Origin of the sequence: Pseudomonas sp. BF-B-30, from assembly GCF_019956305.1 — a bacterium.
Taxonomy (GTDB): Bacteria; Pseudomonadota; Gammaproteobacteria; order Pseudomonadales; family Pseudomonadaceae; genus Aquipseudomonas; species Aquipseudomonas jessenii.
The window spans coordinates 89,396-111,579 of record NZ_JAHBDG010000033.1 but is presented as its reverse complement, the minus strand read 5'-3'; the positions used below and the strand labels follow the sequence as shown (position 1 = coordinate 111,579).

Annotated in this window: 20 protein-coding genes; 12 read left to right on the top strand and 8 right to left on the bottom strand. The window is 59.3% G+C overall.

Features of this window, described 5'->3' with window-relative positions:
- Window positions 1–118 precede the first annotated feature (118 nt).
- Window positions 119–832, bottom strand: a complete 714-nt coding sequence (locus KGB29_RS17795; RefSeq protein ID WP_150812135.1) for a response regulator transcription factor — start codon at window positions 830–832, stop codon at window positions 119–121.
- A complete protein-coding gene (locus KGB29_RS17790) occupies window positions 829–1,095 on the bottom strand; it encodes a hypothetical protein (RefSeq protein ID WP_154860374.1) in 267 nt (88 codons plus the stop codon). Before KGB29_RS17790 ends, KGB29_RS17795 begins: the two co-directional genes overlap by 4 nt.
- Window positions 1,096–1,707: 612 nt before the next feature.
- Between KGB29_RS17790 and KGB29_RS17785 the strand changes: the two genes are divergently transcribed.
- The 4 genes from KGB29_RS17785 to KGB29_RS17770 all read left to right on the top strand — a co-directional run bounded on the left by KGB29_RS17785 (window position 1,708) and on the right by KGB29_RS17770 (window position 6,894).
- On the top strand, window positions 1,708–3,312 hold the full coding sequence (locus tag KGB29_RS17785) for a tetratricopeptide repeat-containing response regulator (RefSeq protein ID WP_150812137.1): 1,605 nt from the start codon (window positions 1,708–1,710) through the stop codon (window positions 3,310–3,312).
- The gene (locus KGB29_RS17780) at window positions 3,309–4,001 is read left to right on the top strand and encodes a sensor histidine kinase (protein ID WP_150812138.1); all 693 of its coding nucleotides are present in this window, start codon (window positions 3,309–3,311) and stop codon (window positions 3,999–4,001) included. Before KGB29_RS17785 ends, KGB29_RS17780 begins: the two co-directional genes overlap by 4 nt.
- Window positions 4,002–4,202: 201 nt before the next feature.
- Window positions 4,203–5,447, top strand: coding sequence for a glutamine synthetase family protein (locus KGB29_RS17775; RefSeq protein ID WP_174245553.1), 1,245 nt, complete (start codon window positions 4,203–4,205; stop codon window positions 5,445–5,447).
- 70 nt (window positions 5,448–5,517) lie between these two features.
- Window positions 5,518–6,894: an MFS transporter gene (locus tag KGB29_RS17770; RefSeq protein ID WP_102669972.1), complete on the top strand. Its 1,377-nt coding sequence runs from the start codon at window positions 5,518–5,520 to the stop codon at window positions 6,892–6,894.
- Between the two features lie 63 nt (window positions 6,895–6,957).
- Here KGB29_RS17770 and KGB29_RS17765 read toward each other — a convergent pair whose 3' ends face one another.
- The 4 genes from KGB29_RS17765 to flgA form a co-directional block, all read right to left on the bottom strand.
- On the bottom strand, window positions 6,958–7,704 hold the full coding sequence (locus tag KGB29_RS17765; RefSeq protein ID WP_150812140.1) for a flagellar brake protein: 747 nt from the start codon (window positions 7,702–7,704) through the stop codon (window positions 6,958–6,960).
- A gap of 92 nt (window positions 7,705–7,796) precedes the next feature.
- Complete coding sequence (locus tag KGB29_RS17760; RefSeq protein ID WP_150812141.1) at window positions 7,797–8,264, bottom strand: flagella synthesis protein FlgN; 468 nt, start codon at window positions 8,262–8,264, stop codon at window positions 7,797–7,799.
- A gap of 48 nt (window positions 8,265–8,312) precedes the next feature.
- On the bottom strand, window positions 8,313–8,639 hold the full coding sequence (flgM, locus tag KGB29_RS17755; protein ID WP_057713629.1) for a flagellar biosynthesis anti-sigma factor FlgM: 327 nt from the start codon (window positions 8,637–8,639) through the stop codon (window positions 8,313–8,315).
- Window positions 8,640–8,806: 167 nt separating this feature from the next.
- Window positions 8,807–9,565, bottom strand: coding sequence for a flagellar basal body P-ring formation chaperone FlgA (flgA, locus tag KGB29_RS17750; protein ID WP_150812142.1), 759 nt, complete (start codon window positions 9,563–9,565; stop codon window positions 8,807–8,809).
- Between the two features lie 82 nt (window positions 9,566–9,647).
- Between flgA and KGB29_RS17745 the strand changes: the two genes are divergently transcribed.
- The 6 genes from KGB29_RS17745 to flgE all read left to right on the top strand — a co-directional run bounded on the left by KGB29_RS17745 (window position 9,648) and on the right by flgE (window position 14,781).
- Window positions 9,648–10,580 carry a chemotaxis protein CheV gene (locus tag KGB29_RS17745; protein ID WP_007980130.1) on the top strand — a complete coding sequence of 311 codons (933 nt, stop codon included), beginning with the start codon at window positions 9,648–9,650 and terminating at the stop codon, window positions 10,578–10,580.
- Between the two features lie 45 nt (window positions 10,581–10,625).
- The gene (cheR, locus tag KGB29_RS17740; protein WP_007980127.1) at window positions 10,626–11,453 is read left to right on the top strand and encodes a protein-glutamate O-methyltransferase CheR; all 828 of its coding nucleotides are present in this window, start codon (window positions 10,626–10,628) and stop codon (window positions 11,451–11,453) included.
- A gap of 366 nt (window positions 11,454–11,819) precedes the next feature.
- Window positions 11,820–12,227: a flagellar basal body rod protein FlgB gene (gene flgB, locus KGB29_RS17735; protein WP_008051530.1), complete on the top strand. Its 408-nt coding sequence runs from the start codon at window positions 11,820–11,822 to the stop codon at window positions 12,225–12,227.
- Between the two features lie 3 nt (window positions 12,228–12,230).
- The gene (gene flgC / locus KGB29_RS17730; protein WP_057713632.1) at window positions 12,231–12,674 is read left to right on the top strand and encodes a flagellar basal body rod protein FlgC; all 444 of its coding nucleotides are present in this window, start codon (window positions 12,231–12,233) and stop codon (window positions 12,672–12,674) included.
- A gap of 15 nt (window positions 12,675–12,689) precedes the next feature.
- Entirely contained in the window at window positions 12,690–13,409 is a 720-nt protein-coding gene (flgD, locus tag KGB29_RS17725) for a flagellar hook assembly protein FlgD (protein WP_150812144.1), read from the top strand.
- 31 nt (window positions 13,410–13,440) lie between these two features.
- Window positions 13,441–14,781 carry a flagellar hook protein FlgE gene (flgE, locus tag KGB29_RS17720; protein ID WP_150812145.1) on the top strand — a complete coding sequence of 447 codons (1,341 nt, stop codon included), beginning with the start codon at window positions 13,441–13,443 and terminating at the stop codon, window positions 14,779–14,781.
- 372 nt (window positions 14,782–15,153) lie between these two features.
- Here the strand turns inward: flgE and KGB29_RS17715 are convergent, their stop codons facing one another.
- On the bottom strand, window positions 15,154–18,048 hold the full coding sequence (locus tag KGB29_RS17715) for a ribonucleoside-diphosphate reductase subunit alpha (protein WP_150812146.1): 2,895 nt from the start codon (window positions 18,046–18,048) through the stop codon (window positions 15,154–15,156).
- Between the two features lie 738 nt (window positions 18,049–18,786).
- Between KGB29_RS17715 and KGB29_RS17710 the strand changes: the two genes are divergently transcribed.
- Together KGB29_RS17710 and KGB29_RS17705 are read left to right on the top strand one after the other, a co-directional pair.
- Window positions 18,787–19,509 carry a response regulator gene (locus tag KGB29_RS17710; protein ID WP_008051517.1) on the top strand — a complete coding sequence of 241 codons (723 nt, stop codon included), beginning with the start codon at window positions 18,787–18,789 and terminating at the stop codon, window positions 19,507–19,509.
- Entirely contained in the window at window positions 19,506–21,116 is a 1,611-nt protein-coding gene (locus tag KGB29_RS17705) for an ATP-binding protein (protein ID WP_150812147.1), read from the top strand. Before KGB29_RS17710 ends, KGB29_RS17705 begins: the two co-directional genes overlap by 4 nt.
- A gap of 127 nt (window positions 21,117–21,243) precedes the next feature.
- On the opposite strand, the gene KGB29_RS17700 is transcribed toward KGB29_RS17705, so the two are convergent.
- Window positions 21,244–21,969, bottom strand: coding sequence for a 4'-phosphopantetheinyl transferase (locus tag KGB29_RS17700; protein WP_202982161.1), 726 nt, complete (start codon window positions 21,967–21,969; stop codon window positions 21,244–21,246).
- Window positions 21,970–22,184 lie beyond the last annotated feature (215 nt).

Genomic DNA, 22,184 nt, shown 5'->3' with positions numbered 1-22,184 from the left:
GGGAACGACATCAGTATTGCGGGCACTCAGTCCCGGGCCACCGACAAGGACGGCGAAACGGTGACGACCTACCCCCCTGAAAAAGTGAGGGGCAGACCGTCTTGTATCGACTTGAAATTCAATCCAGCTCTACCCAGGCGGACTCGGTCGGTGCTTCGTTGGTGAGCCCGTGTTTGAGCGCATACATCAACAAGTCGATGCGGTTGATGAGATTTAGCTTTTGATAGATGTTGCTGAGGTGGTTGTGCACGGTGTGCTCGCTGATCCCCAGGCGCCCGGCGATGCTCACATATTTGGCGGACGGTTCGCCCACGATGGCGCGAATCAGTTCTCTCTCGCGCAGAGTCAACCGCGCCTGTTTCGCCCGCTCCAGATTGCATTTCATGGGTGTATGTCCGGACGCGGCATAGCCGGAAAGGCCGCCAGCCCAGGCTCTATCCATTGCGATGTCGCTATGGTGGACCTTGAGGATGGCCTGGATGATCGATTCCGTCGGGTCTTCCGCCAGCACGATGCCGCGAGCGCCAGCCTCTATCGCCTGGGCAGCGGGGACGACTTCGTACAGGCCCTTGAGCAGCAGCACTTTCATTTCGGCGCTACGGGTGAGTCCCGCGACGACATCCAGAGGGTTCAGCGCATCCGGAAAGAAACTGAAAAAAATGACATCGGGCCGCAGCTGATCGGCAAGATCCAGCGCCTGAGTATAGGTGGTGGCCTGTCCTGTCACTTCCATGCAGGGCATTCTGGCATTGATCAGGTCGTGAAGGCCCTTGAGTACGAGGGGGCGACAATCGATCAACATCACACCAATTGGCTCTTTTTGGTCAGTCATGATCTTCCTGACCTCCTTGAAAAACCAATGATGGCCTCCACCCGCTGGCCTTCCCGGGTCAGCAACTTGCTCACCGGGGCGCAGCGATTGAAGGATGGATTCGAACGCCGGGAGGCCGTGATGATGCCCGCCCAGGCATTGGCAACCAGCGACCCGGGGGCCATTTCCATCAACAGCACTGGCACGTGGGGCGAACTTTTCCATAAGGCAGGCAAAGCCCGGGAGAGAAGTTCAATACAAATAATTATCAGTGGTTTACGCATGATGATGTGCTCCCTCCCGCCTCTCAACTGATTCTAGGTCAGCCCGGAGCGCTGCCAACCTGTCCATCCGTCAGTCCTCGATACAAGCCCGGTGCGGACAGACCTGAGCGATGTACTCAAGGAGGGGAGTAAACCTCGAAAATCAAGGTATTAGGCTCGCCATGGGTGGCCAATGGCCAAGGTCTGATCCGGATTGCGTTCGTCAATTAATCGACGAGTGGTGTTCACTTAGGAACGCTAATATCAGCTTAGTCAATTTATCGGCGATCCCTGTCTGGTCAGCCACCGGCATTTGCGGGTGTTCATGTATCGCTGGTGTTCATGTATCAGCACTTTTTTGTGCGCGATGTCTCGTTTTCAGTAAGGCCTACACCTATTCAGAACGGGCGTTGGGGAAGGTTCTCAAGGGAATGCCATGGCTGGCCGATAACACGGGCAGTCAGGGACTTGTTCGTCTCTTCCGGTCGACATGGGGCGCACTCTCTATGAGAAGGTGTTTGATGGCCTAGTGCCACCAGTTATCATCAGCGCGCCAAAACAGGGGCTGCGAAGCTGAGTCCGTCCGTGTATTTGCCTTTGGGTTTTTCTTCTTAAATTGCCTGGAAATCTTCGATGCTGTCGTATCACCAAAAGCGTTTTCTGATCGTCGATGATTTCTCGGACTTCCGCAGTTCGGTCAGGTCGATGCTGCGGGAACTGGGCGTCAAGGAAGTGGACACTGCCGATACCGGTGAGCAGGCGCTGAAAATGTGCTCGCAGAAGGCCTACGACTTTATCCTGCAGGACTTTCACCTGGGTGACGGCAAGAAGAACGGCCAGCAGGTGCTCGAAGACCTGATGGAAGAAAAGCTGATCAGCCATGAGGCGGTGTTCGTCATGGTCACCGCCGAAACCAGCCAGGCCATGGTGCTCAGTGCGTTGGAGCATGAGCCCGATGCCTACCTGACCAAACCCTTCAACCGTTCCAGCCTGGCCCAGCGCCTGGAGCGCCTGGAGCAGCGCAAGACTCTGCTCAAGCCGATCCTGCAGGCCCTCGATCGGGGCAAGCCGATGGAGGTGCTCAACGCCTGTATCGTCCTGTGCAAACAAGATATTCGTTACTCGCCGTTGTGCCTGCGCTATCGCGCCGATGCCCTGCGCGACCTGAATCAGAACGAAGCGCTGGAGCGCCTCTACGACGGCATCATCGCCGACCGCCCGTTGCCCTGGGCGTTTGCCGGGTTGGGCAAGTTGCTGTTCAAGCGCGGTCAGGTCGGGCAGGCCAAGGGCATTTATGAGAAAGCCCTGAAAGTCTTCCCGATGATGCCGTCGCTGTATGACGGCATGGCGGATGTATTGGTCGCCGAAGGGGATACCAAGGGGGCGCAGCGCATTCTGGAGGAGGCGATTCGCCTGTCGCCGCTGGCGGTGCGTCGCCAGGCGTTGCTGGGCAAGCTGGCGATGACCAACGAGGACTTCGACACGGCGGCCAAGGCCTATCGCCAGGCCGTGAGCCAGGGCGCCCAGTCGCGGTTCAAGGATGCCGAGAGCAACCTCGGCCTGGCCCATGCATTGATCAGCAAGGGCAGCGAACGGGGACTGGACACGCGGACCCGCCTGGAAATCAACACCACATTGAGTGCCGTGGCCAAGGAAAACCCTTCCGATCCGGGCCTGCAAATCCGCGCGCGCCTGATGAAGGCCACCAGTCTGTTGCTTAACGACGCCGAGACGGCCGACAAGCTTACCGAGCAAGCCTTGCTGCGTCTGGACGGCATGGAGCAATTCATGAGCGCCGAAGCGGCGTTGCTGGTGGCCAAGCAACTGAAACTGCTCGGGCAGACAGAGGCCGGTACCGCGATGCTGAAAAACTGCGTGGAAATCTACGGTGACGATCCGGTGGTCATGAAGGACATCGCCAAGCAGACCGACGACCCGAGCATCCTCAATTCCGGCAACGCCGCCGCGGAACTCAACCGTCAGGGCGTGCGCGTGTACAAGACCGGCAACCTGGTGGAGGCCCGGCAGGTATTTCGCAGGGCCCTGGCGATGCAACCGAAGAACATCAGTATCGCCCTGAACATGGCGCAGTCGTTGTTGCACGGCACCGATACCAGCGTTTCCTCGGCAGAGCTGGAGGAGTGCCGGGTTTGCCTGAAAATGGTCGGCCTGATGCCTGACACCGACGCGCGCTATCCGCGTTACCAGAAGCTGAAAAGCAAGGCGTTTGGCCAATGAACGACAACGAACCGGCACTGGATTTCTCCACGGTGATCGCCTCGACCGTGCACGATATGAAGAACTCGCTGGCCATGCTGATGCAGGCCCACAGCCAGTGGCTGGGGCGATTGCCGGAGTCGGCGCGGCAGGCGCCGGAGCAGGGCGTGATCGACTTCGAATTCGCCCACCTCAACGGCATGCTGGTGCAGTTGCTGGGGTTGTACAAACTCGGCGTCAACCAGATGCCGCTGCAACCGGCCTACCATGAACTGGACGATTTCATCGAAGCGCAACTGGCTTGTCATCAGGAGGTGTTCGCCAGCCGCGGGATCATGGCCACCTATGAAGTGGACCCGCTGAGCCCGCTGGGTTTCTTCGACCGTGAGTTGATCGCGTCGGTATTGGCCAACTGCATCAACAACGCCATTCGCTTTGCACGGCATGCCGTTTTGATCAGCGTCAGCGACGAAGCCGGGCAACTGGTGTTGACCATCAATGACGATGGCGAGGGGTATCCGGCGCAGATGATCGAACGTCAGGCCGATTACGTGCAGGGTATCAATCAAAGCACCGGTAGCACCGGGCTGGGCCTGTACTTTGCCGGGCGAATTGCTGCGCTGCATCAGCGCAACGGCGTGGGTGGACGTACCGAAATCAGCAATGGCGGGCCGTTGGGCGGTGGGGTGTTCCGCCTTTACCTGCCCTGACAGGCAGCATTTTTTTCGACGCTGCTTGAAATTCCGAACACGTGGAGCCTATTTTGTACGGTCGCCGTTCGCGGCCCGCACAATAACAAGGATAGTGTCATGACCACCGTTGGCCTGAGTTCACTCGCGCAGCGATTGACGGGCATTGATGAAGTTGAATGTGTCACGCCGGATTTGAATGGCGTACCACGGGGCAAAGTGATGACCTCCGAGGGGTTTCTCGACGGTCGACGTTTGCAGATGGCGCGGGGCGTGCTGCTGCAATGCATCATGGGCGGATATCCGCCGGCGCGGTTTTACGGCAGCGACGATGGCGACCTGGCACTGATCCCGGACCCTGCACAAATCCATCGCTTGCCCTGGAGCCATCCACCGCGGGCCTTGGCCATTTGCGATGCGGATGAACTGGGCACCACCACCAGCTCCAAGCTGTCGACCCGTGGTCAGCTCAAGGCGGTGATTGCCCGTTACGCGGCCCGCGGCCTGGCGCCTGTGGTGGCGACCGAGCTCGAGTTTTTCGTCTTCGCACCCAACACCGATCCGACCCTGGCTTTTCAACCGCCACTGGGGCTGGACGGTCGTCGCGAGGATGGTCAGTCGGCGTTCAGCGTCAGTTCCAACAACGGCTTGCGGCCGTTCTTCAATGAAGTCTACGAGTGCATGGCTGCGTTGGGGTTGCCTCGCGATACTTTCATGCACGAAATGGGTGTCAGCCAGTTCGAGATCAATCTGCTGCACGGTGATCCGCTGTTGCTGGCCGACCAGACATTCCTGTTCAAGCACCTGCTCAAGGAAGTGGCCCTCAAGCACGGCCTGAGCGTGGTGTGCATGGCCAAGCCGTTGGCGCATACGCCGGGCAGTTCGATGCATATCCATCAGAGCGTGGTCGAGATCGATTCCGGGCGTAACGTGTTCAGCGACGAGGCGGGGCAGGAGACGGCCACCTTCCGCCACTTCATTGCCGGTCAGCAAACGTGCATGGCCGATTTCACTGCGTTGTTTGCGCCGAACGTGAACTCCTATCAGCGCTTGTGCCACCCTTACGCCTCACCGAATAATGCCTGTTGGTCCTACGACAACCGGGCGGCCGGCCTGCGCATTCCGGCCAGTTTGCCGGTGGCCCGTCGGGTCGAGAACCGCTTGCCGGGGGCCGATGCCAACCCGTATCTGGCGATTGCCGCAAGCCTGGCGGCGGGGTTGCATGGCATCGAGAAGACATTGGAGCCGAGCGCGCCGATCCAGGGTGAGTTCGAGGTGCCGGACAATCTTTCGTTGCCGTGTACCTTGCATGCGGCACTTGAGCGTCTGAAACGTAGCCAGTTGGCCAAGGAACTGTTCGGCGCGGAATTCATCGAAGGCTACATCGCTTCGAAGACCCTGGAACTGACCAGTTTCCATGATGAAATTACTCCCTGGGAAAGACGTGTTTTAGCAGCCCAGGCCTGACGTTCCCTCGACATCCGGCTATCGTTTAGCGATAGCCGATTCTCACTGCAAGGAGCCGCTCGGAACGCCGATGCGCCAAATCTGGAAATCCTTTCGAGCATTGTATTTCGCCTCGCTGATGATGTTGATCGGCTCGGGCCTGTTGAGTACATACCTGGCGTTGCGCCTGGCTGCCGACCATGTCGACAGTCTGTGGGTCGGTGCGCTGATGGCTGCCAACTACTTCGGCCTGGTGCTGGGGGGCAAGATCGGTCACCGGTTGATTGCCCGGGTCGGGCATATCCGGGCCTATTCGGCGTGTGCCGGGATCGTTGGCGCGGCGGTGCTCGGCCATGGCCTGGTGGACTGGTTGCCGGCCTGGCTGTTTTTGCGGGTGATCGTCGGCCTCGGCATGATGTGCCAGTACATGGTGATCGAGAGCTGGCTCAATGAACAGGCCGATGCCAATCAGCGTGGCATGGTCTTCAGCGGCTACATGATCGCTTCGTACCTGGGGTTGGTGCTGGGGCAGTTGATTCTGGTCATGCACCCAGGGCTGGGGCTTGAATTGCTGATGTTGGTCGCCCTGTGCTTCGCGCTATGCCTGGTACCCGTGGCCCTGACCCGGCGCATTCACCCGGCACCCTTGCACCCGGCACCGATGGAGCCACGGTTCTTTATCAAGCGCGTGCCGCAGTCACTGAGCACGGTGCTCGGAGCGGGCCTGATCGTTGGTTCATTCTACGGTCTGGCGCCGCTGTATGCCTCGCAGCAAGGGTTGTCCACCGAGCAGGTCGGTCTGTTCATGGGTAGCTGCATTTTTGCCGGGCTGCTGGTGCAGTGGCCGTTGGGCTGGTTGTCCGACCGCTACGATCGGGCCGTGCTGATCCGCAGTTTCGCGTTCAGCCTGGCACTGGCTGCACTGCCGCTGGCGATCATGCCGCAGGTGCCGCTGGAGGTATTGTTCATCGCCGGGTTCCTCTGTTCGCTGGTGCAGTTCTGCCTGTATCCGTTGGCGGTGGCGTTCTCCAATGACCACGTCGAAGGTGATCGCCGGGTGTCCCTGACGGCGATGTTGCTGGTCACCTATGGCGTGGGTGCGAGTATCGGGCCGCTGGTGGCAGGTGTGCTGATGAAGCTGTTCGGCAGCCAGATGCTCTATGCGTTCTTCAGTTTCTTTGCGTTGGTGCTGGTATGGCGGATTCGTCCGAAAGCAGTGACCAACCTGCATCAGGTCGACGACGCACCGCTGCATCACGTGGCCATGCCGGACAATATGACGAGTTCGCCACTGGTGGCCTGCCTTGACCCGCGTGTTGACGAGCAGGTGGTGCAGGATCAGATGCACAGTCCGGTGAGTACCGGGCCAGAGCCTGAATCAGAACCTGTCACCGAAACTGAAACCGATCAGCCGCCGCAAGACCCTGATACAGGGCGGGATCCTAACTTCAGCGAGGCCAGGCCTTAAAACCTGGGCACAAAAAAACGGGCAGTCACCGCAAGGGACTGCCCGTTTTTTGTTGACGCGCTATCAGATGTCGTCTTTGTCGAAGCGACGCGCTTCGCGTTGCAACTGGTAGACGAAGCGTTCGACCTGACGCTGCACCAGCCCGCTCATGTTGTGGAAGCGAACGCCGGCGAAGGTGGTGGAAATCCTTTCTTCGAAGTGCAGATAACGCAACTCGACCGGCGCGGTCATCTTGCCGAAGGGCAGGTCGGCGTTGAAACGGTCGTAAACCTGACCCAGTTGCAGGCTGCCGGTGATGTCGCCGTCGAAGCGCAGTTTGCACCCGGTGGCGGAAATATCCAGCAGCTTGCCGCTGATGGGCGCCTTGAGTTTTTCGCCATCGAGGTTGACGTTGACCAGTTGTGCCAGCTTCAGCGCGGCGCGGAAGGCATTGCGGCGCTGGTGGTACACCACTTCATCGGGCATGGGGCCGCGATAGCAGCGGCTGCCACCGGATTCGTCGATGTTCAACTGGCCGTTGCTTTCCCAGGCAATGCGTACGCCTTCGTGGAAGCCTTCGACCCTGAATGGTTCGCCCGCCAGCAGGTAACGCTCGCCGTCACGGGGAATCATTTCGTCCAGGGAAATCATGTTGCTGTCACGGTCCAGGTCCACCAGGTAGCTCTGGAAGCGCTGGCTGCGCTCGTGGAACGTGATGATCAGCGGGTCATGGCTTTCGAGCAGCTGGCGCAGGTTGCTGGAGATTTCCAAGGGCGTGGAGAGCACCTTGGGTGGCTGCGGAGCATCATCCACGGATAAGGCATTGGACACGGTTAATCAATCTCCAGACAAAATTTGACTACGACTGGCTAGCAGTTTGCCAGTATGTTGCGCGTCTTGATAGAGCGGGGGCATTGACCGGCTCATGCCTGGCTGAGCGGGCGCGGCTTGGCAAGCTTGGAGAATGTTCCGCTGGCATCGTAAAGCGCCGGGGTTTCACCGCCGTTGAGGATTTTCAGCTGGGTGGCTGTAGCGGCCTGCTGAGTGAGGATCGACTGGCCGTTGTTGGCATTGATGGCCTGGCACTGGGTCAGCAGATCGGTCAGCACGTCACTTTGCGCCAGCAACTGGTCACCAAGGCTCGACTGGCTGGCCAATTGCTCCAGGCCGGTACGGTTGCTCGGCAGGTTGAGGCTGGCGAGGATTTCACTGCGCTTGCGGCCATGCTGTTCGAGCAAAACAACCAATGCCTGTTTCTGCGCCAGGATGTTCTCGAGCAATGGCATGTCACGGCCATGCAATGCGAGGGATTCGGTCTGCAGTAACTCCAGCAGGTGTTGCGCTGGGGCAAAGTCGTCGGTGATCAGTTGCAGTAAATGAGTGTCGTGCATGGCTGGCCTTGGGTTTTAAGCGTCCAAAAGCCTGGCGCCGGCGGTGGCCTAGCGCTGGGCTTCGAAGTTGAGCAGTTTGCTGGCTACACGGTTGCTGTCGACTTTGTAGCTGCCATCGGCAATCGCTGCTTTCAATTCGGCCACGCGGGCTTTGTCGACGGCAGGTTGATCGCGCAGCTGTTCAGTGACCTTCTGCAACTGTTGAGCCTCATCGCTGAGATGAACCGATTCCCCGCTTTTTACGGTACCGGCCTGTTCGGCCGCGGACTCCAGCGGCGCGGATTTGCCGGCCTCGGCACTTTCCTTGCTGGCGCTGGTACGTGTACTGCCCGTCAGGGACGAGGAGCTGTTCAAACGGCTGAAATCGATGACCATGATAAAAAACCTCTGGGAATTTGGACGCTTGCCATGGTTTCGGCCATTCCCTGGAAAACTTTAGACTCATTTATCAATGAACCTTGCGCGCGTCAGCGCATGCCCTACATGGAGCACAGTCTAGGGAACAGCCGCGGCAAGCGCCACATTCTGATGAACAGAGCGAATTACATGGACACTTCCACCTGCCCCGGCGCCATGACCTGCGCCTTGATGACTCGTTGGGAGTTGAGGTTTTTCACCCGGATCTGCTCGCTCAGACTGCCGTTTGACAGGGCTTCGCCCGGCATGCGCACGCTGAGGGTACCGCTGCGGGCGGTTATCACCACCTGATCACCCTTGCGGATGACTTCGGCCTGTTCGATATGCACCAGGGTAATCATCTGGTCGGCGACCATTGGTCGGGTCAGTCGCTGCCCGATCGCCTGATCGAGGGCGGTCAGGTAGCCCTGGCCGATGAGGCTGATATCGCGCTCGCGCAGGACCACATCCCCAGGCTCGACAATGGCGGCACGGCGCAGTGGCCGGGCGCTGGTCACGACATCGCGAAACAGGCGGACTTGAGCGGGTACGAACACCGTCCAGGGGGAAGCGCCCTCGCAGCGAACCTTGACCGTAACCCGTCCCAGCGGCTTGGGACTCTCGAGTGTTGCTGTCAATTCCCTGTCACACATGGGCATGTGCATGCGCGGATCGAGCTGGTTGACCTGGATCTCGTAGCGACCCTCCGTTTGACTGGTCGCCAGATAGTCTTCTACGGTGAATTCAAGAAAGCCCTGAGTGACGCCGATAAGCATGTCAGGCAAGGTAACCGCGTCAGCAAGGGCAGGGCTGCCAGCGTTGAACAGGCAAACAGCCGCCAGCACGCCGAGCAATTTGCGGTACGGTGTGGTCAGGCGTCGAAAAAATGTCGGCTTTGTGTTCATAACGATTAAAAAAGCAAGCGCCGTGCCGTTTAGTGATGAAGGCGCGTCGCAACAACACTTGGCGTTGGCGTAGGAGTCTGGCATGGCTGGTGTAATGGATTCGGTAAACCAGCGCACGCAACTGGTGGGGCAGAATCGCCTTGAACTGTTGTTGTTCCGTCTCGACGGCCAGCAACTGTACGGGATCAACGTGTTCAAGGTTCGGGAGGTGCTGCAATGCCCCAAACTGACGCTGATGCCCAAATCCAGTCCTGTCGTGTGCGGCGTGGCGAACATCCGGGGGGCGACCATTCCGATCCTTGATCTGGCGATGGCGACCGGTTCCGGCGCGTTGAAAGACAAGAACAACCCCTTCGTGATCATCACGGAGTACAACACCAAGACCCAGGGTTTCCTGGTCCGCTCGGTGGAACGCATCGTCAACATGAACTGGGAGGAGATCCATCCGCCGCCCAAGGGCACGGGGCGCGATCACTACCTGACGGCAGTGACGCGGGTCGACAATCAGTTGGTCGAAATCATCGACGTCGAGAAGGTGCTGGCGGAAGTGGCGCCGACGCCGGAAGCGATTTCCGTCGGCGTGGTGGATGTCGAAACCCAGCACAAGGCGCTTTCGTTGCGCGTGCTGACGGTCGACGACTCGTCGGTGGCGCGCAAGCAGGTCACGCGTTGCCTGCAAACGGTCGGCGTCGAAGTGGTGGCGTTGAACGACGGTCGGCAAGCGCTGGACTACCTGCGCAAACTGGTCGACGAGGGCAAGAAGCCGGAAGAAGAGTTCCTGATGATGATCTCCGACATCGAGATGCCGGAGATGGACGGGTACACCCTGACGGCGGAGATCCGCAACGACCCGCGCATGCAAAAGCTTCATATCATCCTGCATACTTCGTTGTCGGGGGTTTTCAATCAGGCGATGGTCAAGAAGGTCGGTGCCGATGACTTCCTGGCCAAATTCCGTCCTGATGACCTGGCATCCCGGGTAGTCGACCGGATCAAGGCAGCAGATATCAGCTAGGGGTCTGCGCCCCTGGCAGTCAACACGATTTAAGAGGCGGCATCATTGTCTACGGGTAATTTGGATTTCGAACAGTTCCGGGTGTTCCTGGAAAAAGCCTGTGGCATTTTGCTCGGTGAAAACAAGCAGTACCTGGTCTCCAGCCGTCTCAACAAACTGATGGAACAGCAAGGCATCAAGTCTTTGGGGGAACTGGTTCAGCGCATGCAGACCCAGCCGCGCAGCGGTTTGCGCGAGCAGGTGGTGGATGCCATGACTACCAACGAAACCCTGTGGTTTCGTGACACCTACCCGTTTGAAGTCTTGAAGAACAAGGTACTGCCCGAGGCGATCAAGGCCAGTCCCGGTCAGCGCCTGCGCATCTGGTCGGCAGCATGCTCGTCGGGCCAGGAACCGTATTCGCTGTCGATGTCCATCGACGAGTTCGAGCGGGTCAACATGGGCCAGTTGAGGATGGGCGTACAGATTGTTGCCACCGACCTGTCCGGTACCATGCTGAACAACTGCAAGACCGGCGAGTATGACAGCCTGGCCATCGGCCGCGGCCTGTCGCCTGAGCGCCTGCAGCGTTATTTCGACCCGAAAGGGCCGGGACGCTGGGCGATCAAGGCGCCGATCAAGAGCCGGGTGGAGTTCCGTTCATTCAATCTGCTGGACAGCTACGCGAGCCTCGGCAAGTTCGACATCGTGTTTTGCCGCAATGTGTTGATCTACTTCTCCGCTGAGGTGAAGAAGGACATCCTGTTGCGTATCCACAGTACGTTGAAGCCGGGGGGGTACCTGTTCCTCGGTGCTTCCGAAGCGCTGAACGGTTTGCCGGATCATTACCAGATGGTCCAGTGCAGCCCGGGGATCATTTACCAGGCGAAGTGATTTTTTGGCAGTATCAAAAAAACGGGAGTCCAAGTGGCTCCCGTTTTTTATGCCTGATGTTTTTTGCTGACACTCCGCGATCCAGTGTGGGAGCGGGCTTGCTCGCGAATACGGTGTGCCAGTCAATGTTTATGTCGACTGATACTCCGCATTCGCGAGCAAGCCCGCTCCCACAGGAGCAGATGGTGTCCTTGCGCATGTTGGAAGCGGCAGAAAAGCGGCATCCGGCGGAAAACCGTTGCCGCTTTTCTGGCATTGCCGTGTTGCCATGGCCTGCAAGGCCCCGGTTTCCGGGGGGTTTTGAATTGGCATGGGGCTTGCTAAGTTGATCCTACGAAAAATCAGGTCACCCGAAGGTTTCCCGACATGAGCATCAGCTTCGATAAAGCGCTCGGTATCCACGAACAAGCCCTGGGCTTCCGAGCCCAGCGTGCCGAAGTCCTGGCCAACAACATCGCCAACGCCGATACCCCGAACTACAAGGCTCGGGACCTGGACTTCTCGAAAGTGCTCGCCGAGCAGAACGAGAAAACCAAAAGCGGCACTTTCGCCTTGAACATGACCAACAGCCGTCATATCGAGGCTGAAGGCCTGGGCAATGGCGACGAGTCGTTGCTGTATCGCACGCCGATGCAACCGTCGATTGACCAGAACACCGTGGACGCCCAGCTGGAGCAGTCGAACTACGCGGAAAACGCGATCGGTTTCCAGGCCAGCTTCACCCTGCTCAACAGCAAATTCAAAGGGCTGGTGTCAGCCCTGCGCGGAGAGTAAGCCATGTCTCTATCCAGTGTTTTCAACATTGCCGGTAGCGGCATGAGTGCGCAGACCACGCGTTTGAACACCGTCGCTTCGAACATCGCCAACGCCGAAACGGTCTCGTCGAGCATCGACCAGACCTACCGTGCGCGTCACCCGGTATTCGCCACCATGTTCCAGGGCGGGCAGAGCGGCGGCAGCGATTCGCTGTTCCAGAGCCAGGACGCCGCCGGTCAGGGTGTTCAGGTGCTGGGTGTAGTCGAAGACCAGAGCAATCTTGACGCGCGCTACGAGCCGAACCATCCGGCGGCCGATGCCAAGGGTTACGTCTACTACCCGAACGTCAACGTGGTGGAGGAAATGGCCGACATGATTTCCGCAAGCCGTTCTTTCCAGACCAACGCCGAAATGATGAACACCGCCAAAACCATGATGCAGAAGGTCCTGACCCTCGGTCAGTGATAAGGGGCGACTCAGATGAGTGTTACCGATTCCACCAGTGGTTTGAGCCTCAACGATATCCTGGCCAACTCTTCGATCAAGACCACCACGACTGATGGCCTGGCATCGGCAACCGGCAGCGCCACGGGCAACAAGGCCCTGGGCAAGGATGCATTCCTGCAGTTGCTGGTGACCCAGCTGAAAAACCAGAACCCGCTGGAGCCGCAGGACAACGGCGCTTTCGTGGCCCAGTTGGCGCAGTTCAGCAGCCTGGAAGGCATTACCACGCTCAACGACACCGTGAGCGGGCTGGCCAGCAACTACAACTCGTCCCAGGCGTTGCAGGCTTCGTCGTTGGTGGGGCGTTCGGTCATTGCACCCGGTGACAAGGCTGTGGTCGACACGTCGAAGAGCCTCAGCGGTACGGTGGTGGTGCCATCGTCGGTGGCCGCCGCCACCCTGAAGATCACTGATGCGGACGGCAAGACCGTACGCACCATCGACCTCGGTGCTCAGAAAGCAGGCAACGCCAGCTTTATCTGGGACGGCAAGAATGACGCGGGCGAAACGGTAGCAGCAGGTACTTACACCTTCGGCGCTACCAGCACGATCGATGGGCAGTCCGTGGCGCTGATCACCAACCTGCCAGCGACCGTCAACAGCGTGACCATCAGCCAGACTGGCGGTGAGTTGATGCTCAATCTGGCCGGGCTGGGCACCATCGCTCTGTCCAAAGTACAAACCATTGGTATGTAAAGCCGACTAACCCGGCACAAAGGAGTGGATCATGTCTTTTAATATCGGCCTTAGCGGTCTCTTTGCATCCAACAAACAACTGGACGTGACCGGCAACAACATCGCCAACGTCGCGACCACCGGTTTCAAATCGTCCCGCGCAGAATTCGAAGACGTGTACTCGGCGACCCGCCTGGGCACCGGCAGCAAGACCGTCGGCAACGGCGTGCGCCTGGCCAACGTTTCCCAGCAGTTCGGCCAGGGTGACGTGAGCAACACTGGCAACGTGCTCGACATGGGTATCCAGGGCAATGGCTTCTTCGTCCTGAGCAACAACGGTTCGCTGACCTACACCCGTGCCGGTACGTTCAAGACCGACAAGGACGGCTATGTCACCAACAGCGACGGTACTGCCCGCCTGCAAGGTTACGGTGTGGATTCCAACGGCAAGATCGTCAATGGCGTGCTGACCGACCTGCGGATCGACACCTCCAACCTGGCGCCGAAATCCACCAGCACTGTTTCGTCGACGATCAACCTGAACTCTACGGCAGCGGAGATTGACCAGTCGGTCGCCACCAACAAATTCGATCCGTCCAAACAGGAAACTTTCACCAAGCAGTTCAGTACCCCGATTTTCGACACTCAGGGTAACCAGCACACCATGGATCAATACATGGTCAAGACTGGGGCGAACACTTGGGATACCTATACCCTGATCGACGGTCGCAACCCGGACGGTTCCTCGCCTACCGGTACGGGTGCAGTTGATCCAATTGCTTCGACAATGACATTTGATACATCCGGCAAACTGGTTTCGGTCAGCACTCCAGTGACGCCGCCGACGACCCCGCCAACATCGATCATCAGCAATGAACTGAAAATCAGCAACTGGACTCCGGGTACCGTCACCAATGGTGTCTGGGCAGCCAACGGCGCGGCAGCCGATCCGGCGGGCGTGACCATCGCCATGGGCAGCACCACCCAGTTCAACGCCGACACCGCGCGTTCGATTCCATCGCAGAATGGCTATGCCACTGGCCAGATCACCAACCTGACCATCGACGGCAGCGGCGTACTTCTGGCCAACTTCAGCAACAACCAGACCAAGCCCATCGGCCAGATTTCGTTGGCCAGTTTTACCAACGAACAAGGTCTGCAGCCGGTAGGTGGCACCAGCTGGAAAGAAACCTACACCTCGGGTATTCCGGGCTACGATGCGCCGGAGACTGGCACCCTGGGTTCGATCGTTTCCAACTCCCTGGAAGAGTCCAACGTCAACCTGACCAACGAACTGGTCGACCTGATCAAGGCGCAGAGCAACTACCAGGCGAACGCCAAGACCATCTCCACCCAGAGCACCATCATGCAGACCACCATTCAGATGACTTGATGCTGGACTGCGCTGCATGAAAAGCCCCTCATTAGAGGGGCTTTTTTGTGGCCTGAGGTTTTGTGTTGGATGTGATGGCCGCCTCTTCGCGAGCAGGCTCGTTCCCACAGCTGATCGTATTTGTCAGGGAAAAAAACGCCCCCCTGTGGGAGCGAGCCTGCTCGCGATGGACTAAAGAGCGCCACGTTTAACCAGTTGGCACGCGTTATCGTTAGCGCCCATCGCGAGCAAGCTCGCTCCTACAGTTGATGGTGTTTATCCAGGAAAAGCCCGGCCCCCTGTAGGGGCGAGCAAGCTCGCTCCTGCAGGCAGACAAAAGAAAACCCCCGACAAGCCGAAGGCCTGTCGGGGGTTTTGTGTTACCGGCTCAGCTTATTGGCAAGCTTCGCAATCCGGCTCGTCGATGGCGCAAGCCTTTGGCACTGGAGCGGGACCTGCAGGAGCCGCCAGGACCGAGTCGTCACCATGGTTGCCGCCGCTGGAAACCGCGTTCAGCTTGCCGGTGTTGATGGTCGACTTCTCGGTGCTGGTCGCAGCCAGGGCACGGAGGTAGTAAGTGGTTTTCAGGCCACGGTACCAGGCCATGCGGTAGGTCACGTCCAGTTTCTTGCCCGAAGCGCCAGCGATGTACAGGTTCAGCGACTGAGCCTGGTCGATCCACTTCTGACGACGGCTGGCGGCGTCAACGATCCACTTGGTGTCCACTTCGAAGGCAGTCGCGTAGAGCTCTTTGAGTTCTTGCGGGATGCGCTCGATCTGCTGCACCGAACCGTCGTAGTACTTCAGGTCGTTGATCATGACCGAGTCCCACAGACCGCGAGCCTTCAGGTCGCGAACCAGGTACGGGTTGATCACGGTGAATTCGCCCGACAGGTTCGATTTCACATACAGGTTCTGGTAGGTCGGCTCGATCGACTGCGATACGCCAGTAATGTTGGCGATGGTTGCGGTCGGTGCGATGGCCATGATGTTGGAGTTACGGATACCTTTCTGCACACGGGCGCGAACCGGTGCCCAGTCCAGGGATTCCTTCAGGTCGACATCGATGTACTTCTGGCCACGGGCTTCGATCAGGATTTGTTGCGAATCCAGCGGCAGGATGCCTTTGGACCACAGCGAACCCTGGAAGGTCTCGTAGGCGCCACGCTCATCAGCCAGGTCGCAGGAAGCCTGGATCGCGTAGTAGCTGACCGCTTCCATCGACTTGTCGGCGAACTCGACGGCAGCGTCGGAACCGTAAGGAATGTGCTGCAGGTACAGCGCATCCTGGAAGCCCATGATGCCCAGGCCGACCGGACGGTGTTTGAAGTTGGAGTTCTTCGCTTGCGGCACCGAGTAGTAGTTGATGTCGATAACGTTATCGAGCATGCGCACGGCAGTGTTCACGGTGCGTTCCAGCTTGGCGGTGTCCAGCTTGCCGTCGACGATGTGGTTCGGCAGGTTGATCGAGCCCAGGTTGCAAACGGCGATCTCGTCCTTGTTGGTGTTCAAGGTGATTTCGGTGCACAGGTTCGAGCTGTGGACCACGCCCACGTGCTGCTGCGGGCTGCGCAGGTTGCACGGGTCCTTGAAGGTCAGCCATGGGTGGCCGGTTTCGAACAGCATGGACAGCATCTTGCGCCACAGGTCTTTGGCCTGGATGGTCTTGAACAGCTTGACCTTGCCCGGGTACTCGGTCAGGGCTTCGTAGTACTCATAACGCTCTTCGAAGGCCTTGCCGGTCAGGTCGTGCAGATCCGGCACTTCGGATGGCGAGAACAGGGTCCACTTGCCGTCATCGAAGACACGCTTCATGAACAGGTCAGGGATCCAGTTGGCGGTGTTCATGTCGTGGGTACGACGGCGATCATCACCGGTGTTCTTGCGCAGTTCGATGAACTCTTCGATGTCCATGTGCCAGGTTTCCAGGTAGGCACATACAGCGCCTTTGCGCTTGCCACCCTGGTTAACGGCGACGGCGGTGTCGTTCACTACTTTGAGGAACGGTACAACGCCCTGGGACTTGCCGTTGGTGCCCTTGATGTACGAACCCAGTGCACGGACTGGCGTCCAGTCGTTGCCCAGGCCGCCGGCGAATTTGGACAGCATGGCGTTGTCGTGGATCGCGTGGTAGATGCCCGACAGGTCATCCGGCACGGTGGTCAGGTAGCAGCTCGACAGCTGTGGACGCAGGGTGCCGGCGTTGAACAGGGTCGGGGTCGACGACATGTAGTCGAAGGACGACAACAGGTTGTAGAACTCGATGGCACGGGCTTCGCGGTCTTTCTCTTCGATCGCCAGGCCCATGGCCACGCGCATGAAGAACACCTGCGGCAGTTCGAAACGGATACCGTCCTTGTGGATGAAGTAACGGTCGTACAGGGTTTGCAGGCCCAGGTAGGTGAACTGCTGGTCGCGCTCGTGGTTGATCGCCTTGCCGAGTTTTTCCAGGTCGAACTTGGCCAGCTCAGGGTTCAGCAGCTCGTATTCGATACCCTTGGCGATGTAGGCCGGCAGCGCCTTGGCGTACAGGTCGACCATCTCGTGGTGAGTGGCGCTCTCGGCCACACCGAGGAAGCCCAGGCCTTCGGCACGCAGGGTGTCCATCAGCAGGCGCGCGGTCACGAACGAGTAGTTCGGCTCGCGTTCAACCAGGGTGCGGGCAGTCATTACCAGGGCGGTGTTGACGTCGGTCAGGGCCACGCCGTCGTACAGGTTCTTCAGGGTTTCGCGCTGGATCAGGTCGCCGTCGACTTCTTCCAGGCCTTCGCACGCTTCGGTGACGATGGTGTTCAGGCGACCCATGTCCAGTGGCGCCAGGCTGCCGTCGGCGCGGGTGATGCGGATCGACGGGTGAGCGTTGACCGCTTCCTCGGCCGGGGCGTGGGCAGCGCGTTCTTTCGAACGACCGTCACGGTAGATTACGTAGTCGCGGGCGACTTTCTGCTCGCCGGCACGCATCAGGGCCAGTTCGACCTGGTCCTGGATTTCTTCGATGTGGATGGTGCCGCCAGATGGCATGCGACGCTTGAAGGTCGCGGTGACCTGTTCGGTCAGGCGGGCAACGGTGTCGTGGATTCGCGACGAGGCAGCGGCGGTGCCGCCTTCAACTGCGAGAAACGCTTTGGTGATGGCGACGGTGATTTTGTCATCGGTGTAGGGAACGACAGTGCCGTTACGCTTGATCACACGCAGTTGGCCTGGCGCGGTGGCGGACAGATCCGAATTCGAATCAGCGGCCTGCGGCAAGGTGCCCTGCGGGTTCTCGCGAGTTGTGTCGGTTTGCATGGGGGGGTGTCTCCACATTCTCTATGTTTGTTTGGGCACCATCACGGTGCCCACCGTTCCGTCCTGAAGCACTACAACCGGCGAGCGCCGGGCATAACAACTTCGGGACAGTAGGAAGGGGGCTATAGGGCGCCGCTTCCATGCCGAAGTCTTTGGTCTCACGCCTTGGGCCTGAGACCGGAGTCCTTTGAAGGTGACAGTTGGGACTGCAACACCCGTACCGTTTTCACCACTCGGGGCCGAAATACAGTAGCCATCCGCACGCGCGGTTTGGTCTTTCAAAAATACGTATGGTTCAACCGGACAGAGGCAATAAAAGCGCTTGAAATTGGTGTCTGGTTTGTGTTTGGTTTCTCGCGCAAAACCCTACATCTAGGGGTTTTTTAGCGCCGGGGTACAAGATAATGCGTTTTGGGGGGCGAATGCAACGTACTGCCTGTGGATAAACCTGTGCGTAAATTGTGTGTGAAAGAGGTAACCGGCGTGTAGGCCGCGACGCTGCTGGACCGGACCTTTTTTCAGCGATTTTCAACCATCGAAAACGCTCGGGCGGATTTTTAAGGGCGCGAACCCTATCACAAAAAACCCTGTTGTCCGAACGCATTTACCCGCTTGTGTTCTCGACGGGCGGCGTTTATACAATCGGCCCAGTGTGTATACATATTTATCCCCCCGAATCATTACAAAAAGAGGGGCGGATCCTTCCTTATTAGTGTTTTTGGCAAGCAGAGGTCACCCGTGGAGCAAGAAGCCTGGCAGGTATTGATTGTGGAGGACGACCAGCGACTGGCCGAACTGACCCGCGATTACCTGGAAGCCAATGGCCTGCGTGTTTCGATCGAAGGCAATGGTGCGCTCGCTGCGAATCGCATCATCAAGGAACAACCGGACCTGGTGATCCTCGACCTGATGCTCCCCGGTGAAGATGGCCTGAGCATTTGCCGCAAGGTCCGCGCCCGATATGACGGCCCGATCCTGATGCTCACTGCCCGCACCGATGACACCGACCAGATTCTCGGCCTGGACCTGGGGGCTGACGACTACGTCTGCAAACCGGTACGCCCGCGCCTGCTGTTGGCGCGCATCCAGGCGCTGCTGCGCCGTAGCGAAACGCCCGAAGTCGCCCCGGAAAAACAGCGGCGTCTACAGTTCGGCCCGCTGATCGTCGATAACGCCTTGCGCGAAGCCTGGCTGCAGGGCAACGGCATCGAGCTGACCAGCGCCGAATTCGACCTGCTCTGGCTACTGGTGGCCAATGCCGGACGTATTCTCTCCCGGGAAGAGATCTTCACCGCGCTGCGGGGCATTGGCTATGACGGTCAGGACCGCTCCATCGATGTGCGCATCTCGCGCATCCGCCCGAAGATCGGCGATGACCCGGAGCATCCACGGCTGATCAAGACCGTGCGCAGCAAAGGCTATCTGTTCGTTCCCGAGGCTTGCGTAGATCCGTCCCTGTGAACTCGATCTTCCTGCGTATCTATGGCGGCATGTGCGCCGCGCTGATTCTGGTGGCGGTGCTCGGTGTGCTGGCGTTGCACCTGCTGAATGAGGTGCGCAGCGAGCAGTACCGCGAGCGCCTGGCCCACGGCACGTTCTCGCTGATGGCCGACAACCTGCAACCGATGAACCAGACCGAACGACATCGGGCCTTGCTGGTGTGGGAGCGGCTGCTGGGGATTCCGCTGGCGCTGAAAACCTTTGCCGAGACCGACCTCGACCTGACCCAGCGCACCCGTGTGTTGCGCGGTCAGGCACTGGTGGAACAGACCGGGCCGCACGCAGCGAAGGTCTACAAGCTGGTCAGCGACAAGGAACAGTTGATGCTCACCGGGGAAGTGCAGCAGATCAGCGAGCAACTGGCTCGGGCGACCATCTACCTGTTGACCGATGAACTGGTGCGCACTCCGGTCGCCGACCAACCCTTGCGCCTAGCGCAATTGAAGGAAAGCAAGGGTTTCGGCTTCGATCTGCGCCTGGTCACGGTTGACGAGGCGGACATGGATGAAGACCAGAGCCGTCGGGTATCCGAGGGCGATACGGTGATGGCGCTGGGCAAGGGGGGGGATTCGATCCGGGTATTTGCCGGCATGGTGGGCACGCCGTGGGTCCTGGAAATCGGCCCTTTGTATCAGATGAATCCTTATCCGCCGGAGTGGTTGGTGTTGATCGCCGCGCTGGGCCTGACGCTGATCGGTTTGATCGTCTATCTGTTGGTGCGTCAGCTGGAGCGACGCTTGCGTGGCCTGGAAGCCGCCGCCACGCGCATTGCCAAAGGCAGCCTGGAAACCCGTGTGCCTGCGCGCGGCGCGGACTCGGTGGGACGGCTGGCCTCGGCGTTCAACGGCATGGCCGAACACTTGCAGCAGTTGCTGGCGATCCAGCGCGAACTGGTGCGTGCGGTGTCCCACGAATTGCGCACGCCGGTTGCACGCCTGCGCTTTGGCCTGGAGATGATCGGCTCGGCCACCACACCGCAAGCCCTGGAAAAATACTGCCAGGGCATGGACCACGACATCGAGGACCTCGACCGGCTGGTGGACGAGATGCTGACTTACGCGCGGTTGGAGCAGGGCTCGCCGGCACTGAACTTTCAGCGGATCGATCTGGATGCCTTGGTCGATCAGGTGATCGAAGAACTGGCGCCGTTGCGCGCCGACGTCACGGTGCAACGGGGCTTGTGTCTATCGGCTGCCGATAACGACGATGCCTGGGTCGAGGCTGAACCGCGCTATCTGCATCGGGCGATCCAGAACCTGGTGAGCAATGCCATGCGCCATGCGCAATCACGGGTAACCATCAGCTATCAAGTGGGGCAGCAGCGATGCCGAGTGGATATCGAGGATGACGGGCCGGGTGTGCCGGAGTCGGCGTGGGAGAAGATCTTTACGCCGTTCCTGCGTCTCGACGACAGCCGTACCCGCGCGTCTGGAGGCCATGGGTTAGGCCTGTCCATTGTACGGCGCATCATCCATTGGCATGGCGGGCGCGCGTTGATCGGCAAGAGCAAGAGCCTGGGCGGGGCGTGCTTTAGCCTGAGTTGGCCGAGGAATCAGGAGAAGCGCTGAGATTCTCGGTGAATGTTCAACCGCTTTCGCGAGCAAGCCCGCTCCCCCACTGGATCGGTGGTGTTCACAAAGCCCAATGTGGGAGCGGGCTTGCTCGCGAAGGGGGCTCGCCATGCGCCAAAAAGCTTCAGGCCTTGATGCTGACCAGACTCAGCAACTGCCCGTCCTTGACCCCGAACTGCGCATCCAGCTCGGTGCCATTGCGCCATTCGCTGGACAGGTCAGTGAGCAATCGCAACCGCACCTCACCCGACTCACGCCACTCCAGCACTTCGGCGTGTTCGAAATAAAAGCGTTGCTGAACGATCGGATAGAGCGCCTTGAACAGGCTTTCCTTGACCGAGAACGTCAGGGTGACCAGCAACGCCCGTTGATCGTGATCACCGGCCGCCATGCGCTGTAGCTCCGGCGGATTGAGGATTTCCCCGGCCAGGCGTTCGGCCCGTTCGGCATTGAGCAGGTTTTCCAGGTCCATGCCCAGGCCGCGCCAATGGCTTTTGTTCGCCACGATCGCTGCGGCCCGGCCAGTGCTGTGGGTGATCGAGCCAGTGATATGAGCAGGCCAGACCGGTGCCCGGTCTTCACCGATGGCCGGAATGAAACTCAAGCCTTCCAGTCGCTGTAACGCGGCCCGGGCACACACTCGCCCGGCGAGAAATTCCGCCTGCCGTTTGGCCACCGAGCGCTGGATGCTCGCCGGCGCTTCGACAGCGCTGCGCTGAAAGTCATCGCTGTCCAGTCGGGCGCTATCGAAATGAGTACTCAGCAGGACCGTATCGGGCAGCACAAACGGCAGCGGCCAATGGTCATCGAGGGGCGTGCAGCAGACGGGCAGGGCGGGGGTTGAGTTCATATCCGGCATTTTGCCGGGTTGGCTTGAGGCTGGGTAGTGCAAAGCTTCTGACGAGTTGGTAGTCGGCGCCGGCCTTGTCCATTACATAGTCGGATCTGCTGCTGAAACGTGTCGAAATATTCGGGGCGGGTCGGTTCAGCCCAGGTTCAGGGTGCGTTCAGGGGGAGTTCAGGGCGCGGTGCGTAACCTTGCCTCGTACCCAAAAAACAATCGGC

What these genes read in the sequence shown, in the direction of transcription:
- KGB29_RS17795 (WP_150812135.1), bottom strand. Translation starts at nt 832, where the DNA reads ATGACTGACCAAAAAGAGCCAATTGGTGTGATGTTGATCGATTGTCGC.
- KGB29_RS17790 (WP_154860374.1), bottom strand. Translation starts at nt 1,095, where the DNA reads ATGCGTAAACCACTGATAATTATTTGTATTGAACTTCTCTCCCGGGCT.
- KGB29_RS17785 (WP_150812137.1), top strand. Translation starts at nt 1,708, where the DNA reads ATGCTGTCGTATCACCAAAAGCGTTTTCTGATCGTCGATGATTTCTCG.
- KGB29_RS17780 (WP_150812138.1), top strand. Translation starts at nt 3,309, where the DNA reads ATGAACGACAACGAACCGGCACTGGATTTCTCCACGGTGATCGCCTCG.
- KGB29_RS17775 (WP_174245553.1), top strand. Translation starts at nt 4,203, where the DNA reads ATGACCTCCGAGGGGTTTCTCGACGGTCGACGTTTGCAGATGGCGCGG.
- KGB29_RS17770 (WP_102669972.1), top strand. Translation starts at nt 5,518, where the DNA reads ATGCGCCAAATCTGGAAATCCTTTCGAGCATTGTATTTCGCCTCGCTG.
- KGB29_RS17760 (WP_150812141.1), bottom strand. Translation starts at nt 8,264, where the DNA reads ATGCACGACACTCATTTACTGCAACTGATCACCGACGACTTTGCCCCA.
- flgM (WP_057713629.1), bottom strand. Translation starts at nt 8,639, where the DNA reads ATGGTCATCGATTTCAGCCGTTTGAACAGCTCCTCGTCCCTGACGGGC.
- flgA (WP_150812142.1), bottom strand. Translation starts at nt 9,565, where the DNA reads ATGAACACAAAGCCGACATTTTTTCGACGCCTGACCACACCGTACCGC.
- KGB29_RS17745 (WP_007980130.1), top strand. Translation starts at nt 9,648, where the DNA reads ATGGCTGGTGTAATGGATTCGGTAAACCAGCGCACGCAACTGGTGGGG.
- flgB (WP_008051530.1), top strand. Translation starts at nt 11,820, where the DNA reads ATGAGCATCAGCTTCGATAAAGCGCTCGGTATCCACGAACAAGCCCTG.
- flgC (WP_057713632.1), top strand. Translation starts at nt 12,231, where the DNA reads ATGTCTCTATCCAGTGTTTTCAACATTGCCGGTAGCGGCATGAGTGCG.
- flgD (WP_150812144.1), top strand. Translation starts at nt 12,690, where the DNA reads ATGAGTGTTACCGATTCCACCAGTGGTTTGAGCCTCAACGATATCCTG.
- flgE (WP_150812145.1), top strand. Translation starts at nt 13,441, where the DNA reads ATGTCTTTTAATATCGGCCTTAGCGGTCTCTTTGCATCCAACAAACAA.
- KGB29_RS17715 (WP_150812146.1), bottom strand. Translation starts at nt 18,048, where the DNA reads ATGCAAACCGACACAACTCGCGAGAACCCGCAGGGCACCTTGCCGCAG.
- KGB29_RS17700 (WP_202982161.1), bottom strand. Translation starts at nt 21,969, where the DNA reads ATGAACTCAACCCCCGCCCTGCCCGTCTGCTGCACGCCCCTCGATGAC.